Below are 16,926 nucleotides of genomic sequence, written 5' to 3'. Positions count from 1 at the left end.
CATTTTGCGGACGACTCAAGCTGGATATTTGCTTGAGGCAGTGATCGGCTTAGCGACCACCCTTTTTCAGGTATTCGTCCATATCGGTCTTGTAGTTATCCGATTTGGTGCCGAATACCGCCTGTACGCCCGAACCTACGACCATCACGCCCGCAGCGCCCAGACCTTTGAGTTTGCCCTGGTCAACCTTGGCCGGATCAGCCACGGCCACACGCAGACGCGTGATACACGCATCGAGGCCGGTGATGTTTTCCGGACCGCCGAACGCGCCGACCAGCTTGTTGGCACGATCAAAACGCGGATCAGAACGGGCCAGCGCGGCGCTGACTTCGTCATTGGCCGGTTCGCCATGTGCCACAGGAGCAGCGACAGCAGCAGCAACCGGGGCTATGCCACCGACCACGGGAGTCGCAACCGGTGCAGGCGCAGCCACCACAGCGGCCGGCACTTCGTCATCTTCACGACCCGGCGTTTTGAGGTTGAACTTGACGATCACAAAGCGGAACACGCTGTAGTAAACCACGGCATAAATCGGGCCGAGGATCAGCGTGTACGCCCAGTGTTGCGCGTTTTTGCCCAGTACGTTGAACAGCACAAAGTCGATGCCACCTTGCGAGAAGGTGAAGCCCATGTGCATATCCAGCGTGTTGGCCACAAACTGCGTGGAAGCAGCCAGCACCGCGTGAATGGCGTACAGCACCGGCGCGACGAACAGGAACGAGAACTCGATCGGCTCGGTAATACCGGTCAGGAACGAGGTCAGCGCGGCGGAAATCATGATACCGCCCACCATGACGCGTTTTTCCGGCTTGGCGGTGTGCCACATTGCAATCGCGGCGGCAGGCAGACCAAACATCTTGAACAGGAACGCACCCGACAAGATACCGGCGGTAGGATCACCGGCAAAGAAGCGGTTGATATCGCCGTGGATGATCTCGCCATTGTGCGGGAAGGAACCGATCTCGAAGAAGAACGGCACGTTCCAGATATGGTGCAGACCAAACGGAATCAGCAGACGCTCGATAAAGCCGTAGACGGTGGCAGCAGTGCGCGGATCGCTGGCGGCGGCCCAATGCGAGAACACATCGATACCGTGCTGGACCGGCGGCCAGATCACCGACAGGATCACGCCGACAAAAATGGCGGCGATACCGGTGACGATAGGCACAAAGCGCTTGCCGGAGAAGAAGCCCAGGTACGGCGGCAGCTCGATCCGGTAATAGCGGTTGAACAACGATGCGGCCACGGCGCCGATGATAATGCCGCCGAATACACCGGTTTCCATCGACTTCATGCCCAGCACCATGGCTGGCGTGATGCCGAAGACACCCGCCATTACGCCCATGGTGGCCACCATTACTACAAAGCCAACCACGGCCGCAATCGCGGCCACGCCGTCATTGTTGGCCAGACCCAGCGCCACGCCGACTGCGAAGATAATGGGGAGGTTACCGAAAATGGCGCCCCCACCGGCGGCCATGATCTGATTGACGACAGCGGGGATAAACCCGAAGTTGGAACTACCAATACCCAGCAGCAACCCGGCGACGGGCAAAACCGCCACGGGGAGCATCAACGCCTTACCGATCTTTTGCAGAACGGCGAACGCTTGTTTAAACATGATCGCTTTTCCTTGCCCATGGGTGAATGTCGGACCGCTTGAGGCGGCTTACGCATTAACCCTGTTTTGTTATTTCAAAAACACGGTGTGTTTTCCAGGCCGGATTCTGCTCTTCATGGCACGCAGTGCTGAATACGTTGTCCGCTTTATAAACGGCCCTTCGCTGACGTAACAATTCACGTAACCGGTGCAGCCCAAGTACATTTGCGCCACACCGGGTTACGCCAAGGCGGTCACTCGGCTAGTTTGGTCAGCCGGGCGCGGACTTCCGCCACCGTACCCATTTGCAGCACTTCGCTTGCAAGCTTGACGCAATCGGCCTTGTTCATCTTGCGCACCATGGCCTTGATGGCCGGGATGGCAGGAACGCTGACCGATAGTTCGTCCACGCCAATACCCAGCAATACCGGTACCGCCAGTGGATCGGACGCAATACCGCCGCAGACGCCAACCCACTTGCCGTGAGCGTGAGCGCCTTTGACGGTCATGGCGATCAGGCGCAATACACCGGGGTGCAATGCATCGGCCTGACGCGCCAGTTTGGGGTGACCACGGTCCATCGCCAGCGTGTACTGGGTCAGATCGTTGGTGCCGATCGAGAAGAAATCGACTTCGCGCGCAAAGATTTCGGACATCACGGCGGTCGAAGGCACTTCGACCATGATGCCCACCTTGACGTCCGCGCTGACGCCCAGCGCGGCTTTTTCTTCCGCGACCATCTGTTTGGCTTCGCGCACTTCTTCCAGCGAGGCAATCATCGGAAACATAATGTGCAGCTTGCTGTACGGCGCTGCGCGCAGGATGGCGCGGATTTGCGTGCGGAACATTTCGGGCGCTGCCAGGCACAGACGAATGCCGCGCACGCCCAGGAACGGGTTTTCCTCCGCCGGCATCGGCAGATACGGCAAGGGCTTGTCGCCGCCGACATCCAGCGTACGTACCACCAGGGTCCGTTCGGTGCCCAGCGCCTTGGCGATGTCGCTATAGATCGCGGTTTGTTCGGCTTCGTCCGGCGCGTTGGTGCGCTCCAGATAAAGGAATTCGGAACGCAGCAGGCCGACACCTTCGCCGCCCAGCTTGACCGACACTTGCGCATCGGTCAGGCCGCCAATATTGGCGACCACTTCGATATGCACGCCATCGGTAGTCACGGCAGGCAGCTCGGCAGCGGCCAGTTCTTCGGCGCGTCGCGCGGCCATGGTGGCCTGGCGGTCACGGATGCCTTGTACTTCGACGTCGGACGGGTTTTTGCGCAGCGAACCGCGGGTGCCATCCAGAATCACGGTCGTGCCATCAACCAGTTGCAGCGCCGCTTCTTCAATGCCGCAAATCGCCGGAATATTGAGCGAACGCGCCAGGATGGCCACGTGGCTGGTTGCGCCACCACCGGTGGTGCAGAAACCCAGCACACGGTTGCGATCCAGGCTGGCGGTATCGGATGGCGTGAGGTCTTCGGCGATCAGAATCGCGTTTTCCGGCACCTGCAGCGCGGCTTCTTTAACGCCAGTCAGCAGACGCAGCACGCGGCGGCCCACATCGCGGATGTCATTGGCGCGGCCCGCCAGCACTTCGTTTTTCAGACGCGCCAACTTCTCAGCGTACGCGGTAAAGGCGGCGCGCCAGGCAAACGGGGCGCTCTTGCCGCCGGAGATGCCGGAAATCGCCAGATCGAGCAGTTCGGGATCAGCCAGCAGTTCTTGATGCGCGGCAAAAATCTCGGCCTTGTTGGCGTCGCTGATTTCGCCTTTCAGCGTCTCGAGCTGGGTACGCGCTTCTTTCAACGCTTCATCCAGACGACGACGTTCCAGTTGGGCGTCATCACCGGCTTCACGCACTTCGATGACTTCCTGGCGTACCTGGAAAATCTGGCCGACCGCCAGACCCGGCGAGGCGGACACGCCCAGCAGGGTGTTCGGATCAGTGGATTGCGGTTTGGGCGCCGGGCGCGGCGTGGCGACAGCCTGGGCGGCGGCAGCCGAGGCAGGCGCGCCACATTCTTCGCCACAGCCAGAGCGGATCAGCTCCGCCAGCGCCTTGATGGCCTGGGCGGCATCGGGGCCGGTGGCCTTAACGCGGATCTCGTCGCCGTGTTGCACTTCGAGGCCCATGATGCCGACCACCGATTTGGCATTCGATTCTTCACCGTTACGCACCAGTTTGATGTCGGAGGTAAAAGTTTTGGCCATATTGGCCAGCACCGCCGCCGGGCGCGCATGCAAGCCGGTGGGGTTGGGGATGACGATGAGGTCGGACAGGGCGCTGTCGGCCACTGCGGCGGCATTGGCCTGGGCTGCGGTGGCCACCAGATTGACGGTCAGCGCCACGGTTTTGCCGGCATGGGCAAAGCCACGGGCGGGTGTCATCGAGGTAACGAGGTCGCCATTGGCGATCACCATTTCGGTCAGGGTGCTTTTGCCGCGTGCGCTAATGATCTGATCATCGAATTCAACCAACGCCTGGCCAGCCGCCACTTTCTGGCCTTCTGCAACCAGCATGCGAAAGCCTTCGCCCTTGAGCATCACGGTATCAAGGCCGATATGCAGCAGCACTTGCAGACCTTGCTCGGTGGTCAGCGTCAGCGCGTGGCTGGTTGCGGTCACCTGCGTGATGGTGCCGGCGGCAGGGGCCAGCAGGGTATTCGAGGTCGGGTCGATGGAAACGCCATCACCGACCATTTTCTGCGCGAAAACCGGATCGGGCACGGTTTCGAGAGGGACGAAAAGACCGGACAGCGGAGCCAGCAGCTCCACGCTTTGATTCGATGATGTCATGGCAACCTCAAGGCTTTTTTAGACTTGCGATCACCGGGGTTGGAGGAAAGAGGCCTGATGCTAAAGACCGGATGTCCGCCAATCCTGGAGATCGGCACTGCTTGCTAGTTTAGTGAGCCACCGCCGGGTCAGCAGTGGAATTTTCCCATTGTCATGTATTTTTCTTACGTATCCGAGGGCGGTCTTCCGGCGTATATGGTAGTGAACTGCGCCGGTGATCTTCGTGAATTGTAATGGCCTGTTTCAGTAAAAATCTTGTCCAGGCGCAAATCCCATGGGTCCAGCGGTAAAGCATCTACACGCTGGCAGTCAAAGGCCACCCCGATCAGCTGCGGTTTTTTCCAGTGCAAGCGCGCGCGCCGGAACGCAAAGGTGGTGTCGTAGTAGCCACCGCCCTGGCCCATGCGCCCCAGCACCGCATCAAAGCCCAGCAAAGGCAGAAATACAATGTCGAGATCGCGCGCGGCGCAGTAATGCGTATGCACCGGCACCGGAATGCCAAAGGCGCCTTCATGCCAGCGGGATTGTTCATCGAAGCGAACAAACTCCAGATGTCGACCTTTGCCGGGGCGCGGGGTTTCCGGAAGAAACACGCGGCAACCGGCTTTAAGGGCGGCCAGGATCAGCGGCCAGGTCGAAATCTCACTACCCATGGGTACATAAATGGCGATATTGCGGCCGCGGCGCAGCAGGCCCGCGGCGCGGATCTGCCGCGTGACCGCCAGGCTGGCGGTGCGCCGGGTGGCGTCATCGACAGCCACGCGGCGTTGTCGCAGCGTGCGGCGCAGCGCGGCTTTTTCAGTGATGACCTGGGGGTCGGGCATGGGTAGTACGAGGGGAGATAGGGGGCTTCCCGCGAGTGCCGTCCGGTTCACATCCTGAACCCAGAAGGTTCAAGGGGCCAAGGGCCGGGCGCCATCAGGTGCATTCGACTAAGGAACGCGCACAACAGGCGCCTACGTGGCTTATGGCCGGGTAAGTGCTTGGTTCAAGGAATTTCGAACCGTAACGAACACCGCAGGAAAGCAAGCTTGGCCAGTGGCTACCGGGTCAGAACAACTCAGTCTGTTCTTGTAACGCGGCATCCAGCTTGGCGTTGAGGGAGCCGATTCTACGCTGATATCCGCCAATGTCAAAACCGCCTGCCTTAACGTGCAGGTATTCATGGGCAATATTGAGCGCAGCCATGATGGCAATCTTCTCGATTCCGATCACTTTGCCGGTATCGCGAATCTCATGCATCTTGCCGTTGAGCAGATCCACCGCCTGCAGCAACGTCTCTTCTTCGTCGTCGGGGCAGGCCACACGGAATTCACGGCCCATGATCGAAACATCCAGCTGCTTGATCGTGCTCATGCTTCATCCTCCGGCAAGGTGGCCAGCAGGCTGGCAACGCGCAATTTGGCGCCGTCCACCTTGTCCAGCAACACCTGGTTTTGCTGGCGCAAGGCCAGTACGTCTTGCCGCAACTGGCGGTTCTCGCCGCGCAGCGAACCGCACAACTGGGCTAGTTGCTGGATTTTCTCTTCGAGATTTGCGAGTTCTGCGTCCATAGCGACCGTGGCGTCGAATTAGTGGGTGGATTCTATGCCATTTTGGCGTCGCTGGCGGCGCTTGCGTCCGATTTCCATGCCAAATGCATCACAGCGTAGCGTTGCCTGCGGGGAACGACGGCGCGCGACGGCAAGCCTCAGTGCGCGCGTATCCGGTCTATCGCCGCGCACAGCTTCTCCATGCCGTCGATCAAACGCGGGCCAGGCCGCACGTAAATGTCATCGGCGATCGATAAAACCTGTTTGTGCGCAACGGCGGGAATGGCGGGCCAGGCCTGCCATTGCTGCAAGGTGCTTAGCGGACCGGTGCTGATCAGCACATCGGGGGCAAAGCCCAACACCACCTCGGTGCTGGCCAGCGGCGCTTCCACCATTGCCGTGTCATACGGGCCGACCGCACCGCAGGTGTTCAGCGCCTGCCCCAGAAAGCTTTTGCGCGACAGGCTCATCAGCGGCTTTTCATTCACCTGCAGAAACACGCGCACCGGCGGTGCACCGGCATAGCGCTGCCGCAAGGCCCGATCGCGCTGCACGATCTGCGCGGCGAGCGCATCAGCCGCTTTGTCCTGGCCCAACAAATGGCCGATCCGGCGCAAGCCGCCCGCCACCTCGACCGGGCTCTGCGGCTTGCTGACAAACACCGGAATGCCGTGGCGCAGCAGCACTGTTAACGGCTGGCTGATCGCGCTGCTCTCCCACACCACCACCAGATCGGGCCGTAGCGCCAGAATGCGCTCGACATTAATGCTGCTGAAATCCGCCACTTTGGGCAGCGCGGCAACCGTGGGCGGATAGTTGCTGGCGCTATCCACGCCCACGATGCGCTCGGGCGCCAGCGCAGCCACCAGTTCGGTGGCATGCGGCGCCAGCGCAATCACGCGCTGCGCCGGCGCCACCACCGCCACGCTGCGGCCCGCGTCGTCGCGCACGGTCAGCACCGCCCAGGCTGGCGCGGCGCAGAGCAACAGCGCGGCCAGCCCGCGGCGCATCATTGCGCGGCAGGCTCCGCGTCGTCCGCGGCCGGGCCCATGCCACCGGTGTAATCGGTTTGACGGATGGGTTCGGGCGGCGCCACAAAGTCTTCGGGCGTTTCCAGCGTAATGCGGCCCAGCGCGCCCGAGCGGAATTCGGTCAGGATGATCTCGGACGTCTTCTGCTCATCGATCACGCCACCGGGCAGAATCGCGCCGCGCTTGCGGCCAATGCGCGCAAACACGTCCTCAAACGTGCCCTCCAGATCCGGCAGTTTAAAGCGCGCTTTCAGTTGCTCCGGATAACGCTGCATAAACGTCTGCACGCCAAACCAGGCCACTTCAGTCTCATGAAACGCATTGCGACCCACCGAGCCCGCCAGCGCCAGGCGCAAGCCCGATTCTTCGCGTTCAATACGGGGCCACAGCAAGCCGGGCGTGTCGTACAGGATCATGCCGTCGGCTAATTCAACGCGTTGCTGGCGCTTGGTGACGCCCGGCGTATCGGCCACCTGCGCGATCTTCCGGTTCATCAGCACGTTCATCAGCGTGGACTTGCCCACGTTGGGAATCCCGACGATCAATGCACGCATGGGCTTCTCAAAGCCGGTGCGATGCGGCGCCAACTGGCGGCACAACTGGCTGATTTTTTTGGCGCCCAATTGTTTATTGTCTTCGCCCAGCAGCAGGCAAGCGGTGCCTGGCTGTTGCTTGAACCACTCCAGCCAGACCTTGTTCATGGCCGGATCGGCAAGATCGGCCTTGTTCAGGATCTTGAGCGCGGGGCGTTGCCGATGCAGGCGCAAGGTTTCCAGCATCGGGTTACTGCTGGATAGCGGCAGACGCGCGTCGACGATCTCGATCACCACATCGACCTTGGCGATGGTTTCTTCCACCGCCTTGCGCGCCGAATTCATGTGGCCGGGGAACCACTGGATGGCCATGAGTGCTCCTGTTGCTCACTGCAAAAAGCGGCAGAGTATACCTTTATTCACAAAGGCATAATGAAATCAATGACATGGATTGTGGACAACTTTCCAGGCCCTGGGGGCAAGCCACGCTGTGGACAACCCGGCCAGGATCATACCCAATCTATCCACAAGACTAGTGCATAACCAGGCACCCAAACATACATGCGCAACTTTTTGAAACTAAAAGAGAAAACAGCTTATCCACAGATTTTGTGGATGCTTGTTATCTATTCTTGTACTTTCTTATCCAATATCATTGATTAAGTGAATTCCCCAGATTCTGCCTCACCCCGGATGACCTGACTTATGAAACAACATCTTTACTGGATACTTCCTCTGCTGGTGCTACTTGCAGTCAGTGCATGGTTGCTATTTGCAAACTCCAGCAAACCTGCACCCGACGTAGCCTTCACCACCTTGAAAGGTCAAACCTCTTCAGTTGCTGCATTGAAAGGCAAAGTGGTTCTAGTTAACTTCTGGGCGACCACCTGTCCCGGTTGCGTACAGGAAATGAATAATCTAGGGGCATTGCAAAACCGGTTCGGCAATCAAGGCTATGTGACTCTGTCAGTGGCAATGCAATATGACCCGCCTGAATACCTGGCTAATTTCATGAAAACCCAGCCTATGCCTTTTATGGTGACGCACGATTTAAGCGGCAATGTTTCCAAGGCATTTGGCGATGTGCAATTAACACCTACCAGTTTTTTGATTGATAAAAATGGCCGGATCGTCAAGCAATATATTGGTTCGATCGACGAAGCCACAGTTGCGGCGGAAATCTCTAAGATTATATAAAACACTTAATAATCAACGACTTGCATAATCAGGATCAAAGTGGCGTTTACGAATGCAAACAAGCCTTTAGTTATTGCGCTACTTTGGTCATGTAATCTTCATCTGCTTGTTTTTATTACGACCACGCAATTCGACTATTCGACATATCAACGCATTCCGCGCAATGAGTCTTTTGTGGTTTATATGCGCGAAAGCACACCAGCAATTGCCCCACCCGATTTTAAAAAATCCGCGGATCCCATAAAGAAGCTTGTCGCCGATAAGCCGCTTTCTAAAGCAAGAATCAAACCGGTGATTAGCCAGATCAGCGAATTAAAACCGCGCTATGCAATTGGCCCATTGCCGGCCTGGCAAGGTGGCATGCCAGCGTGGATGGGCGGACCTGGCGGCAGCATCGATACCTCGACCTATCTGAAAGCCGACGCGCTGCAGCAAGGCGCAATTGCGCTGACTCAACCCGATCTGAGTCTGCCCAATCTGCCCAATGTGGATCCGCTGGCCGTTGTGGACTTGTATATCGATGCCACAGGCGTGGTCAGGCGTGTCGATGTCGTAACGACGGCTTTGGACGACAGCAGTGCCTTGCAATTAAAAGTGGAGCTGGGAAAGATGCTTTTCCGCGCCGCATTGCGCGACGGGCAGCGTGTAGCGTCGATCAAACGCATTACGCTCAGTGCACTGCCGTTGGCAGAACGGATGGATGGGGCGGTACCGCAAGTGATCCAGCAGCGGCTAAAGGCGTCTGCCGCCGCTGGGTCACAATCGCATTAAAACAAACGGTCAGGCAGAAAACTGCTTGAAGGCGCGGCCGGCAATGGCAATGGTGTCGTCGATATCGACATCGGTATGGGCGGCTGAAACAAAGCCTGCCTCATAAGCCGATGGCGCCAGATATACGCCGTGTTCGAGCATCGTGTGGAAGAACGCGTTGAAGCGCACGCGATCGCCCGCCATCACTTCGGCAAACGAGTTAGGCGTGCTGGCGCTGAAGTACAAGCCGAACATACCCCCGACGTTTTGCGCGCTAAACGGCACATTGGCGGCCGAAGCGGCTGCATTGAAGCCATCCACCAGCTTGCGCGTTTTAGCAGTCAGCGCCGTAAAAAAGCCTGGCGCACTGATCAGCTTCAGCGTGGCCAAGCCAGCCGCAACGGCCACCGGATTGCCTGACAAGGTGCCCGCCTGGTAGACCGGGCCCAACGGTGCCAGCTTGGCCATCATGTCGGCGCGCCCGCCAAATGCAGCCAGTGGCATACCGCCGCCCACCACTTTGCCCAAGGTCACCAGATCGGGCTTCACCCGGTGCAAGCCTTGAGCGCAAGTCAGATCGACGCGAAAACCAGTCATGACTTCGTCGTAGATCAGCACAGCGTCATGCGCTTGCGTCAACTCGCGCATCGCCGTCACAAAGGCGGGTGTGGCAGGCACCAGATTCATATTGCCTGCCACTGGTTCGACGATGATCGCAGCAATTTTGCCGACGTTCTCGGCAAAACACGCTTCCAGCGCAGCCACGTCATTGTAGGGCAGCACAATGGTGTCGGCCGCCACGGCAGCGGGCACGCCAGCCGAAGACGGATTGCCAAACGTCAGCAGACCGGAACCGGCTTTCACCAACAAACTGTCGGCGTGGCCATGGTAGCAGCCTTCAAATTTGATCAGCTTGTCGCGACCGGTAAAGCCACGCGCCAGGCGGATGGCGCTCATGGTGGCTTCGGTGCCGCTGGAGACCAGGCGTACCTGATCCAGCGCGGGCAACAAGCTGCAGAGTAAATCGGCCAACTCGACTTCGGCGGCGGTCGGCGCACCAAAGCTCAGGCCATTGCGCGCGGCTTTTTCGACTGCGGCGATCACTTCGGGGTGCGCGTGGCCAAGGATTAGCGGGCCCCATGAACCCACGTAATCGATATAGCGTTTGTCATCGGCGTCCCACACATAAGCGCCATGGCCACGGCTGATAAAAGGGGGCGTACCACCCACCGAACCAAAAGCGCGCACCGGCGAATTAACGCCGCCTGGAATGTGTTTAAAGGCGGCGTCGAACAGATCGTTATTGCGGGACATAAATCAGCTCCGGGACCAGCGGGAGAAGGGCAGGGTGGACAGCGCACTATTGTAATAACGCGGGTCGCCCGACACTTCTTCGCCCAGCCAGTCGGGTTTGGCAAAAGAGGTATCTACTGCGGGTAATTCAATTTCAGCGACGATAAGGCCAGCGTTGTCGCCATGGAATTCATCAATTTCCCAAATAAAGCCATCGCGATGTACTTCGTGCCGGGTTTTATCCAGCACATTGGGGCAGAGCTTTAGCAAGGCGCGTGCATCCTCAACCGGAATCGCATATTCGAATTCGGCGCGCGTGATGCCTTCGTTTTTACCTTTGATGGTAATAAACGCGGCATCGCCTTTGATACGGGCACGCACGGTGCGTGCCGGATCTTCATTCAGATAACCCTGCGCGATGGCTTGGCTGCGCTTGATTTCTCCGCGCCAGTCTTCGCTTTGCAGCAGGAATTTGCGTTCGATTTCCTGACCCATACTCGCGCTCCTTAGAACGGTTTGACGATCACCAGAATAACGATGCCGGCCAGCAAAACCACCGGGATTTCGTTAAACCAGCGATACCACGTATGGCTTTTGGTATTGCGGCCCGCCACAAAGTTTTTGTGCAGACGCATACATACGTGGTGATAACCGACCAGAAACACCACCAATAACAACTTGGCGTGGATCCAGTGCCAGCCCGGGCCCGAGGCAAAACTGTAAAACCACCATGTCCAGATGCCGAAAGCCACCGCCAGAATCGACAGCGGCGACATAAAGCGCAGCAGTTTGCCCGACATCAGCAATAAGCGCTGATAGGCTGCGCCATCCTGTTCCATGGCCAGATTGACAAAAATGCGCGGCAGATAACACAGGCCGGCAAACCAACTGATCACAAAGATGACGTGAAACGCTTTTACCCAGAGCATGGTCACTCGCAAGACAAAAGAACAAATGGAAAACGCCACAAACGTGGCGTCGAGCAATACATCAGATTTCGATCATTTCGAAATCATCTTTCCGTGCGCCGCAATCGGGACAGGTCCAGTTGGGCGGCACGTCATCCCACAATGTTCCGGCGGCGATCCCGTCCTCGGGTCGGCCTTCGTTTTCGTCGTAAATAAATCCACAAATCAGGCACATATATTTTTTCATGCGGTCCACTTTCTGGCTTGGTTTAGAATCGGAATTCTACCTGATAAATAATTGTTGCCACCCATGATTGCCACCCCGCCACTCGTACTTGTATTTAACGGAAATGACCCTTCGGGCGGTGCCGGCATCTCTGCAGACATTCTCACGCTGGCTTCACTCGGCTGTCATGCGCTGCCTGTGATTACTGCCCTGACCGTACAGGATTCCGCAGGCCTGCAAGATATTCAAGCGGTTGAGCCCGACTGGTTGCATGACCAGGCGCGCCATATTCTTGAAGACATGCAGATAGACGCCATCAAGGTGGGCTTGATGGGCAGTGTCGAAAACCTGGCTGTGATCGCGGAAATTGCTGCTGACTATCCAGACATTCCTTTGGTACTCGACCCGGTGTTGAGTTCAGGCACCGGGGATGAATTTTCCACGGAAGAACTGATCAGCGCCATGCGTGAATTGTTGCTGCCGCATACCTTGATCATGACGCCTAACAGCATCGATGCGCGCCGTCTGGCCTCGGATGACCCGGATGAGCAAGAAGAGCTACCGCTGGATGCCGCCGCCAGTCGTTTGCTGGATTGCGGTACTGAATATGTATTGATTACTGGCACGCATGAAAACACGCCGAAAGTGGTCAACACCTTGTTCTCGCGTAATGGCCGCGTGCGTGCGGATAACTGGGATCGTTTGCCGGGCAGCTTTCATGGTTCGGGCGTGACCCTGGCTGCGGCGATTGCGGGCGCGCTGGCCAGTGGCGCCGAGATTGGGGCAGGGGTGCGCGATGCGCAGGAATACACCTGGCAAACATTGAGCTGCGCATTCCGTCCGGGGATGGGCCAATTTATGCCGGACCGCATGTTCTGGGCGCGCCCCAGTGAAGAGGAAGAAGCCGCTGCAGCCGCGAGTGCCATCAAAGGCTAATGCCGTGCTTTAAACCAGAGCGCGTCGGCGGCGCAGCGTTCCACGTGAAACGTCGCCCGCCAGACGCGCTGCCTGCGCGGTTCGCGGCACGGTAAGATTGAGTGCATTAGCTGGTTACAGGATTCATCATGCCCACGCCCTGTTTGCGCCTTGAGCGCGCAATCAACCGGATGGTGCGGGATCTGGCGGCGCCGCTTAGCCTCGCCGATCTTGCCGACGCTGCCCACTACTCGCCCTGGTATCTGGTGCGGCGCTTTCAATCGCGCTACGCCACCACGCCGCAGGCATTTTTATGGCGCTTGCGGCTAGAAACGGCGGCGTCCTTGCTGCAATGGGTGCCCAGCATGCCGATCGGCAAGGTCGCGCTCACAGTGGGATTTTCGTCAGCGGCCACGTTCAGCCGAGCGTTTCACCGGGAATTTGGCTTTACCCCGAGTGCCTGGCGTAAAGGTGCGCCGCCCACCCATCAGTGGCGCGAGCAGACGCTTGGGCCCACCTCATATAAGCCTGGCCACGAAATTGCGGGTACTGCCGCGGATTATCACTGGAGCTTTGCTGAGGTCGACGCACGCATTTCGGTAGAAACCTGGCCGGCTGAGCGCTTGGTGTATATCCGCGAGGTGGGCGATTACGGCCACCATCTTGATTTGCTGTGGACGCGCTTTCGCAAAACCTGCACCGCCTATGGCATCGCGCCGCAACGGCGTTATGGCTTGATCTGGAGCGACCCGGCCACCACGCCAGCAGGCCGCCGCCGTTATGACGCGGCACAGATTGTTGGCCCGCAAGTGCGCATTCCACGTGGTTTGGGCGAATACACCTTGCGGGGTGGGCAATGGGCGGTATTCCGTCATAGTGGTCCTAGTGCCGATATCGGCCCGCGCTGGCGCGATCTGATGCTGACCTGGCTGGCGCAATCGCGCGTTATGCTCGATCCGTCCCGCCCCCGTGTCGAGCGTTACTTTGAGCATCACTACGAGCTGTGTCTGCCGCTGATGCCCTCCGACTGAGGCGCCCTTGATGCAACGTCCTCAAGTGATCGTGCTGAACGGCTGCTCGTCATCCGGCAAAACCAGTCTGGCGCGCGCATTGCAAGAAGCGTTGCCTTATCAATATCTGAATTTTTCGATTGATAGCGTGCTCGACGGATTGCCGCCTTCTGATCTTCGCGCATTACAGACTGGCGCAAAAATCCATCGCGCTGGCTATGATTGGCGGGCCTTGGTACGTGCCTATCATTTTGCAATTCCCGGCTTGCTATAGGCGGGCTTGCATCTGATTATCGATAACGCGTGGTGCGAGACGGATGAGACGCGCGAACTGCTGACCGAACTGGCCGGCTATCAATGCATATTGATCGGCCTCGACTGTCCGCTGGATGTGCTGCAGCAGCGGGAAGGTCTTCGCGCTGATCGCGCGCCCGGCTTGGCGGCTTGGGAGTTCGAGCGTGTGCATACCCTGATGCATTACGATTTGCGCTTTGTGAGCGGTGTCCTTTCGGCCAGGCAAATGGCGGAGACGATTGTGCAGGCACTGGCCGCCGACAACATGGTCGGGGGCGGGGCCGCGACAACGCTGGAAGCGCTGCTACCTAGCTAGCGGCAGGGTGGGGGTTCAAATGAAAACAGCGACGTCGTTACGTCGCTGTTCTTTGCCCAATTGTTGGAGCACTGTTACCGGGGATCAGAAACCCGGAAATTTTAGTCCAGCATTGATTGGCTTGCCCTTGCGAGCGCGTTTGCCGATATAGGGCGCCATCTCGTTTTGATCAAGGACCACTTCAACCGCCTTGCCACCGCGGCCGGTGCCGGTTAAACGCAACGTTTCGCCATCGGAGATGGTAACGGCGGCCAGCGCGTCTTTATCGTCCAACGCCACAGTAATTACGCCGCGGCCACCGCCAGCCAGTTGCTTGAATTCATTCAAGGCAAACAGGTGCAGTTTGCCGGCCTTGGTGAGACAGGCCACCAGCGACGTTTCACGTGGAACAAAAGGCACGACCTTCAGCAGCGTTTCGCCATCTTCGATCGTGATAAACGCTTTGCCTGCCTTCTGCCGTGACATCAGGTTTTCGAACAAGCACGTAAAGCCGTAGCCAGCCGAATTGGCGATCAGCAAATGATCTTGCGGCTGGGTAGTCAGCATCTGCGTAATGCGTGATTTCGGCGCCAGATCAACCAGAGTCGTCACGGGTACACCATCGCCGCGCCCGCCCGGAATACTGGCGGCCGCCACGGTATAGACCCGGCCATCGGTGCCGAACAAGGCAATCTGGTCGATGGTGCGGCATTCAATCGATGCAAGCAGCGCGTCGCCGTCCTTGAACGCCAGATTTTGCAGATCAATACCGTGGCCCTGCCGTGCGCGCATCCAGCCTTTTTCGGACAGGATTACGGTAGTCGGTTCATCGACCACGGCCGCTTCCAGCGTGGCGCGCTCAGCCTGCTCAATCAAGGTACGGCGCGGATCGGCGTATTTTTTGCGGTCCGCTTCAATTTCCTTGATCACCAGCTTCTGCATGGCGGCAGCATTGGCGAGCAGATACTCCAGCTCGGCGCGTTCGCTTTGCAGCTCGGCCAGTTCTTGCTCGATCTTGATGCCTTCCAGCCGCGCCAATTGGCGCAACCGGATTTCAAGAATGTCTTCGGCTTGGCGGTCGCTTAAATTAAAGCGCGCAATCAACGCAGGCTTGGGCTCATCGCTCTCGCGAATGATACGGATTACCTCATCAATATTCAGGAAGACAATTAGACGGCCTTCCAGAATATGAATGCGGTCATTCACTTTCTGCAGACGATGCTCGGTGCGACGGCGTACGGTGACGAAGCGGAAATCGATCCACTCCTGCAGCATCTGTTTCAGCGATTTCTGTTGCGGACGACCGTCACGGCCAATCGACACCAGGTTAATCGACAGCGAGCTTTCCAGCGAAGTGTGCGCCAGCAGCACATTCATCAATTCGTCGGGGCTCTGGCGCGATGATTTGGGCTCCAGCACCAGCCGCACTGGCTGGTCTTTACCTGATTCATCGCGCACGCGGTCCAGCAACGACAAGATCAGCTGCTTGGTTTGCATCTGTTCTTGCGTCAGTGCCTTTTTGCCTTTCTTGACCTTGGGATTGGTCAGTTCCTCAATTTCTTCAAGGACCTTTTGCGTCGACGTGCCGTGTGGCAACTGCGTGACCACCATCTGCCACTGGCCGCGCGCCATGTCTTCTTTTTCCCAGCGCGCGCGCAATTTTAGTGAGCCACGGCCGGTTTCGTAGGCGCTCAGGATGTCCTTATAACCGGAGATAATCTGACCGCCGCCGGGCAAGTCCGGGCCCTTGATCATCTGCATCAGATCACTGACGGTGGCTTGCGGATTGCGGATGAGCGCCACGCTGGCTTCAGCCACTTCCCCCAGATTGTGCGACGGTACTTCGGTTGCCATCCCCACGGCGATGCCTGATGCGCCGTTCAGCAATAGCATTGGCAGGCGTGCCGGCATCAACAACGGTTCTTCGAAGGCGCCATCGTAGTTAGGGATGAAATCGGTTGTGCCGGCATCGAGCTCACTGAGCAACAACTCGGCCATCGGGGTCAGGCGTGCTTCGGTGTAGCGCATGGCCGCCGCGCCGTCGCCATCGCGTGAGCCAAAGTTACCTTGGCCATCAATGAGCGGGTAGCGCATCGAAAAATCTTGCGCAATACGCACTAGCGCGTCATAGGCGGCCTGGTCGCTGTGCGGGTGATATTTACCCAGTACTTCACCGACGATACGCGCTGACTTGACCGGCTTGGCGCTGGAGACCAGACCCAGTTGATGCATGGTGAAAAGAATGCGGCGCTGCACCGGCTTTTGCCCGTCTTCCACCTGCGGCAGCGCACGGCTTTTGACCACGCTCATCGCGTATTCGAGATAGCTCTTCTCGGCGTACCAACCCAGCTGCACCGATTCGCCATCATCCGGCGTCGCGGCTGAGACATCGGCGGTCACGTAGCGGCGGTTGCCACCCCCTTGCTCGGGGATGAGTTCTTCTTCGTGTTCTACAGGGGGGAGATCGGACATAGCAATGCAGCCTGGTTCAAGTCAGCGGGCATTGTAGCCGCCCTGCGCGCCGCATGGGCAGTGATCTGTTACTGGCGC

At 58.4% G+C, this 16,926-nt stretch carries 16 protein-coding genes, 1 other RNA gene and 1 pseudogene; 5 read left to right on the top strand and 13 right to left on the bottom strand.

Annotated elements, in window-relative coordinates:
* Nucleotides 1-49 precede the first annotated feature (49 nt).
* The 8 genes from WG78_RS13865 to ylqF all read right to left on the bottom strand — a co-directional run bounded on the left by WG78_RS13865 (nt 50) and on the right by ylqF (nt 7,860).
* A complete protein-coding gene (locus tag WG78_RS13865; RefSeq protein ID WP_053938425.1) occupies nt 50-1,621 on the bottom strand; it encodes a PTS transporter subunit EIIC in 1,572 nt (523 codons plus the stop codon).
* Between the two features lie 233 nt (nt 1,622-1,854).
* Nucleotides 1,855-4,392, bottom strand: a complete 2,538-nt coding sequence (gene ptsP / locus WG78_RS13860) for a phosphoenolpyruvate--protein phosphotransferase (protein ID WP_053938424.1) — start codon at nt 4,390-4,392, stop codon at nt 1,855-1,857.
* 164 nt (nt 4,393-4,556) lie between these two features.
* Nucleotides 4,557-5,216: a 5-formyltetrahydrofolate cyclo-ligase gene (locus WG78_RS13855; protein ID WP_053938423.1), complete on the bottom strand. Its 660-nt coding sequence runs from the start codon at nt 5,214-5,216 to the stop codon at nt 4,557-4,559.
* Nucleotides 5,217-5,238: 22 nt separating this feature from the next.
* A non-coding RNA gene (gene ssrS / locus WG78_RS23460) (6S RNA) lies at nt 5,239-5,419 on the bottom strand.
* A 23-nt stretch (nt 5,420-5,442) separates the two neighbouring features.
* Nucleotides 5,443-5,748, bottom strand: coding sequence for a cell division protein ZapA (locus WG78_RS13850; protein ID WP_053938422.1), 306 nt, complete (start codon nt 5,746-5,748; stop codon nt 5,443-5,445).
* A complete protein-coding gene (locus WG78_RS13845) occupies nt 5,745-5,945 on the bottom strand; it encodes a hypothetical protein (protein WP_053938421.1) in 201 nt (66 codons plus the stop codon). Before WG78_RS13845 ends, WG78_RS13850 begins: the two co-directional genes overlap by 4 nt.
* 137 nt (nt 5,946-6,082) lie before the next feature.
* Entirely contained in the window at nt 6,083-6,937 is an 855-nt protein-coding gene (locus WG78_RS13840; protein ID WP_053938420.1) for a helical backbone metal receptor, read from the bottom strand.
* Nucleotides 6,934-7,860 (bottom strand): ribosome biogenesis GTPase YlqF, encoded by a 927-nt coding sequence (ylqF, locus tag WG78_RS13835; protein ID WP_053938419.1) that lies wholly within the window; start codon nt 7,858-7,860, stop codon nt 6,934-6,936. The genes WG78_RS13840 and ylqF overlap by 4 nt, the downstream gene beginning before the upstream one ends.
* Before the next feature lie 333 nt (nt 7,861-8,193).
* Here ylqF and WG78_RS13830 point away from each other — a divergent pair, with 333 nt between their 5' ends.
* Together WG78_RS13830 and WG78_RS13825 are read left to right on the top strand one after the other, a co-directional pair.
* Nucleotides 8,194-8,685, top strand: coding sequence for a peroxiredoxin family protein (locus WG78_RS13830; protein ID WP_053938418.1), 492 nt, complete (start codon nt 8,194-8,196; stop codon nt 8,683-8,685).
* A 39-nt stretch (nt 8,686-8,724) separates the two neighbouring features.
* On the top strand, nt 8,725-9,456 hold the full coding sequence (locus tag WG78_RS13825; protein ID WP_152969205.1) for a hypothetical protein: 732 nt from the start codon (nt 8,725-8,727) through the stop codon (nt 9,454-9,456).
* A 9-nt stretch (nt 9,457-9,465) separates the two neighbouring features.
* Here WG78_RS13825 and hemL read toward each other — a convergent pair whose 3' ends face one another.
* The 4 genes from hemL to WG78_RS13805 all read right to left on the bottom strand — a co-directional run bounded on the left by hemL (nt 9,466) and on the right by WG78_RS13805 (nt 11,883).
* Nucleotides 9,466-10,749, bottom strand: a complete 1,284-nt coding sequence (hemL, locus tag WG78_RS13820) for a glutamate-1-semialdehyde 2,1-aminomutase (protein WP_053938416.1) — start codon at nt 10,747-10,749, stop codon at nt 9,466-9,468.
* 3 nt (nt 10,750-10,752) lie between these two features.
* Nucleotides 10,753-11,223, bottom strand: a complete 471-nt coding sequence (locus WG78_RS13815) for a CYTH domain-containing protein (RefSeq protein WP_053938415.1) — start codon at nt 11,221-11,223, stop codon at nt 10,753-10,755.
* Between the two features lie 11 nt (nt 11,224-11,234).
* The gene (locus tag WG78_RS13810; RefSeq protein ID WP_053938414.1) at nt 11,235-11,657 is read right to left on the bottom strand and encodes a CopD family protein; all 423 of its coding nucleotides are present in this window, start codon (nt 11,655-11,657) and stop codon (nt 11,235-11,237) included.
* 61 nt (nt 11,658-11,718) lie between these two features.
* The gene (locus tag WG78_RS13805) at nt 11,719-11,883 is read right to left on the bottom strand and encodes a rubredoxin (protein WP_053938413.1); all 165 of its coding nucleotides are present in this window, start codon (nt 11,881-11,883) and stop codon (nt 11,719-11,721) included.
* A 63-nt stretch (nt 11,884-11,946) separates the two neighbouring features.
* Between WG78_RS13805 and thiD the strand changes: the two genes are divergently transcribed.
* The 3 genes and pseudogenes from thiD to WG78_RS23140 all read left to right on the top strand — a co-directional run bounded on the left by thiD (nt 11,947) and on the right by WG78_RS23140 (nt 14,397).
* Nucleotides 11,947-12,798 carry a bifunctional hydroxymethylpyrimidine kinase/phosphomethylpyrimidine kinase gene (gene thiD, locus WG78_RS13800; RefSeq protein ID WP_053938412.1) on the top strand — a complete coding sequence of 284 codons (852 nt, stop codon included), beginning with the start codon at nt 11,947-11,949 and terminating at the stop codon, nt 12,796-12,798.
* Between the two features lie 128 nt (nt 12,799-12,926).
* On the top strand, nt 12,927-13,808 hold the full coding sequence (locus tag WG78_RS13795) for an AraC family transcriptional regulator (protein ID WP_083459110.1): 882 nt from the start codon (nt 12,927-12,929) through the stop codon (nt 13,806-13,808).
* Nucleotides 13,809-13,818: 10 nt separating this feature from the next.
* A pseudogene (locus WG78_RS23140) lies at nt 13,819-14,397 on the top strand (chloramphenicol phosphotransferase CPT family protein).
* Nucleotides 14,398-14,481: 84 nt separating this feature from the next.
* Here the strand turns inward: WG78_RS23140 and parC are convergent.
* Nucleotides 14,482-16,848 (bottom strand): DNA topoisomerase IV subunit A, encoded by a 2,367-nt coding sequence (gene parC / locus WG78_RS13785; RefSeq protein WP_083459107.1) that lies wholly within the window; start codon nt 16,846-16,848, stop codon nt 14,482-14,484.
* Nucleotides 16,849-16,926: the final 78 nt, after the last annotated feature.

The sequence above is a fragment of the Amantichitinum ursilacus genome, assembly GCF_001294205.1.
In the GTDB taxonomy this organism is placed as follows: domain Bacteria; phylum Pseudomonadota; class Gammaproteobacteria; order Burkholderiales; family Chitinibacteraceae; genus Amantichitinum; species Amantichitinum ursilacus.
The sequence above is the reverse complement of the archived record's forward strand: the minus strand, read 5'-3'. Positions and strand labels throughout refer to the sequence as shown.

What these genes read in the sequence shown, in the direction of transcription:
- WG78_RS13855 (WP_053938423.1), bottom strand. Translation starts at nt 5,216, where the DNA reads ATGCCCGACCCCCAGGTCATCACTGAAAAAGCCGCGCTGCGCCGCACG.
- parC (WP_083459107.1), bottom strand. Translation starts at nt 16,848, where the DNA reads ATGTCCGATCTCCCCCCTGTAGAACACGAAGAAGAACTCATCCCCGAG.
- WG78_RS13815 (WP_053938415.1), bottom strand. Translation starts at nt 11,223, where the DNA reads ATGGGTCAGGAAATCGAACGCAAATTCCTGCTGCAAAGCGAAGACTGG.
- WG78_RS13805 (WP_053938413.1), bottom strand. Translation starts at nt 11,883, where the DNA reads ATGAAAAAATATATGTGCCTGATTTGTGGATTTATTTACGACGAAAAC.
- thiD (WP_053938412.1), top strand. Translation starts at nt 11,947, where the DNA reads ATGATTGCCACCCCGCCACTCGTACTTGTATTTAACGGAAATGACCCT.
- hemL (WP_053938416.1), bottom strand. Translation starts at nt 10,749, where the DNA reads ATGTCCCGCAATAACGATCTGTTCGACGCCGCCTTTAAACACATTCCA.
- WG78_RS13795 (WP_083459110.1), top strand. Translation starts at nt 12,927, where the DNA reads ATGCCCACGCCCTGTTTGCGCCTTGAGCGCGCAATCAACCGGATGGTG.
- WG78_RS13865 (WP_053938425.1), bottom strand. Translation starts at nt 1,621, where the DNA reads ATGTTTAAACAAGCGTTCGCCGTTCTGCAAAAGATCGGTAAGGCGTTG.
- WG78_RS13845 (WP_053938421.1), bottom strand. Translation starts at nt 5,945, where the DNA reads ATGGACGCAGAACTCGCAAATCTCGAAGAGAAAATCCAGCAACTAGCC.
- ylqF (WP_053938419.1), bottom strand. Translation starts at nt 7,860, where the DNA reads ATGGCCATCCAGTGGTTCCCCGGCCACATGAATTCGGCGCGCAAGGCG.
- ptsP (WP_053938424.1), bottom strand. Translation starts at nt 4,392, where the DNA reads ATGACATCATCGAATCAAAGCGTGGAGCTGCTGGCTCCGCTGTCCGGT.
- WG78_RS13850 (WP_053938422.1), bottom strand. Translation starts at nt 5,748, where the DNA reads ATGAGCACGATCAAGCAGCTGGATGTTTCGATCATGGGCCGTGAATTC.
- WG78_RS13810 (WP_053938414.1), bottom strand. Translation starts at nt 11,657, where the DNA reads ATGCTCTGGGTAAAAGCGTTTCACGTCATCTTTGTGATCAGTTGGTTT.
- WG78_RS13830 (WP_053938418.1), top strand. Translation starts at nt 8,194, where the DNA reads ATGAAACAACATCTTTACTGGATACTTCCTCTGCTGGTGCTACTTGCA.
- WG78_RS13840 (WP_053938420.1), bottom strand. Translation starts at nt 6,937, where the DNA reads ATGATGCGCCGCGGGCTGGCCGCGCTGTTGCTCTGCGCCGCGCCAGCC.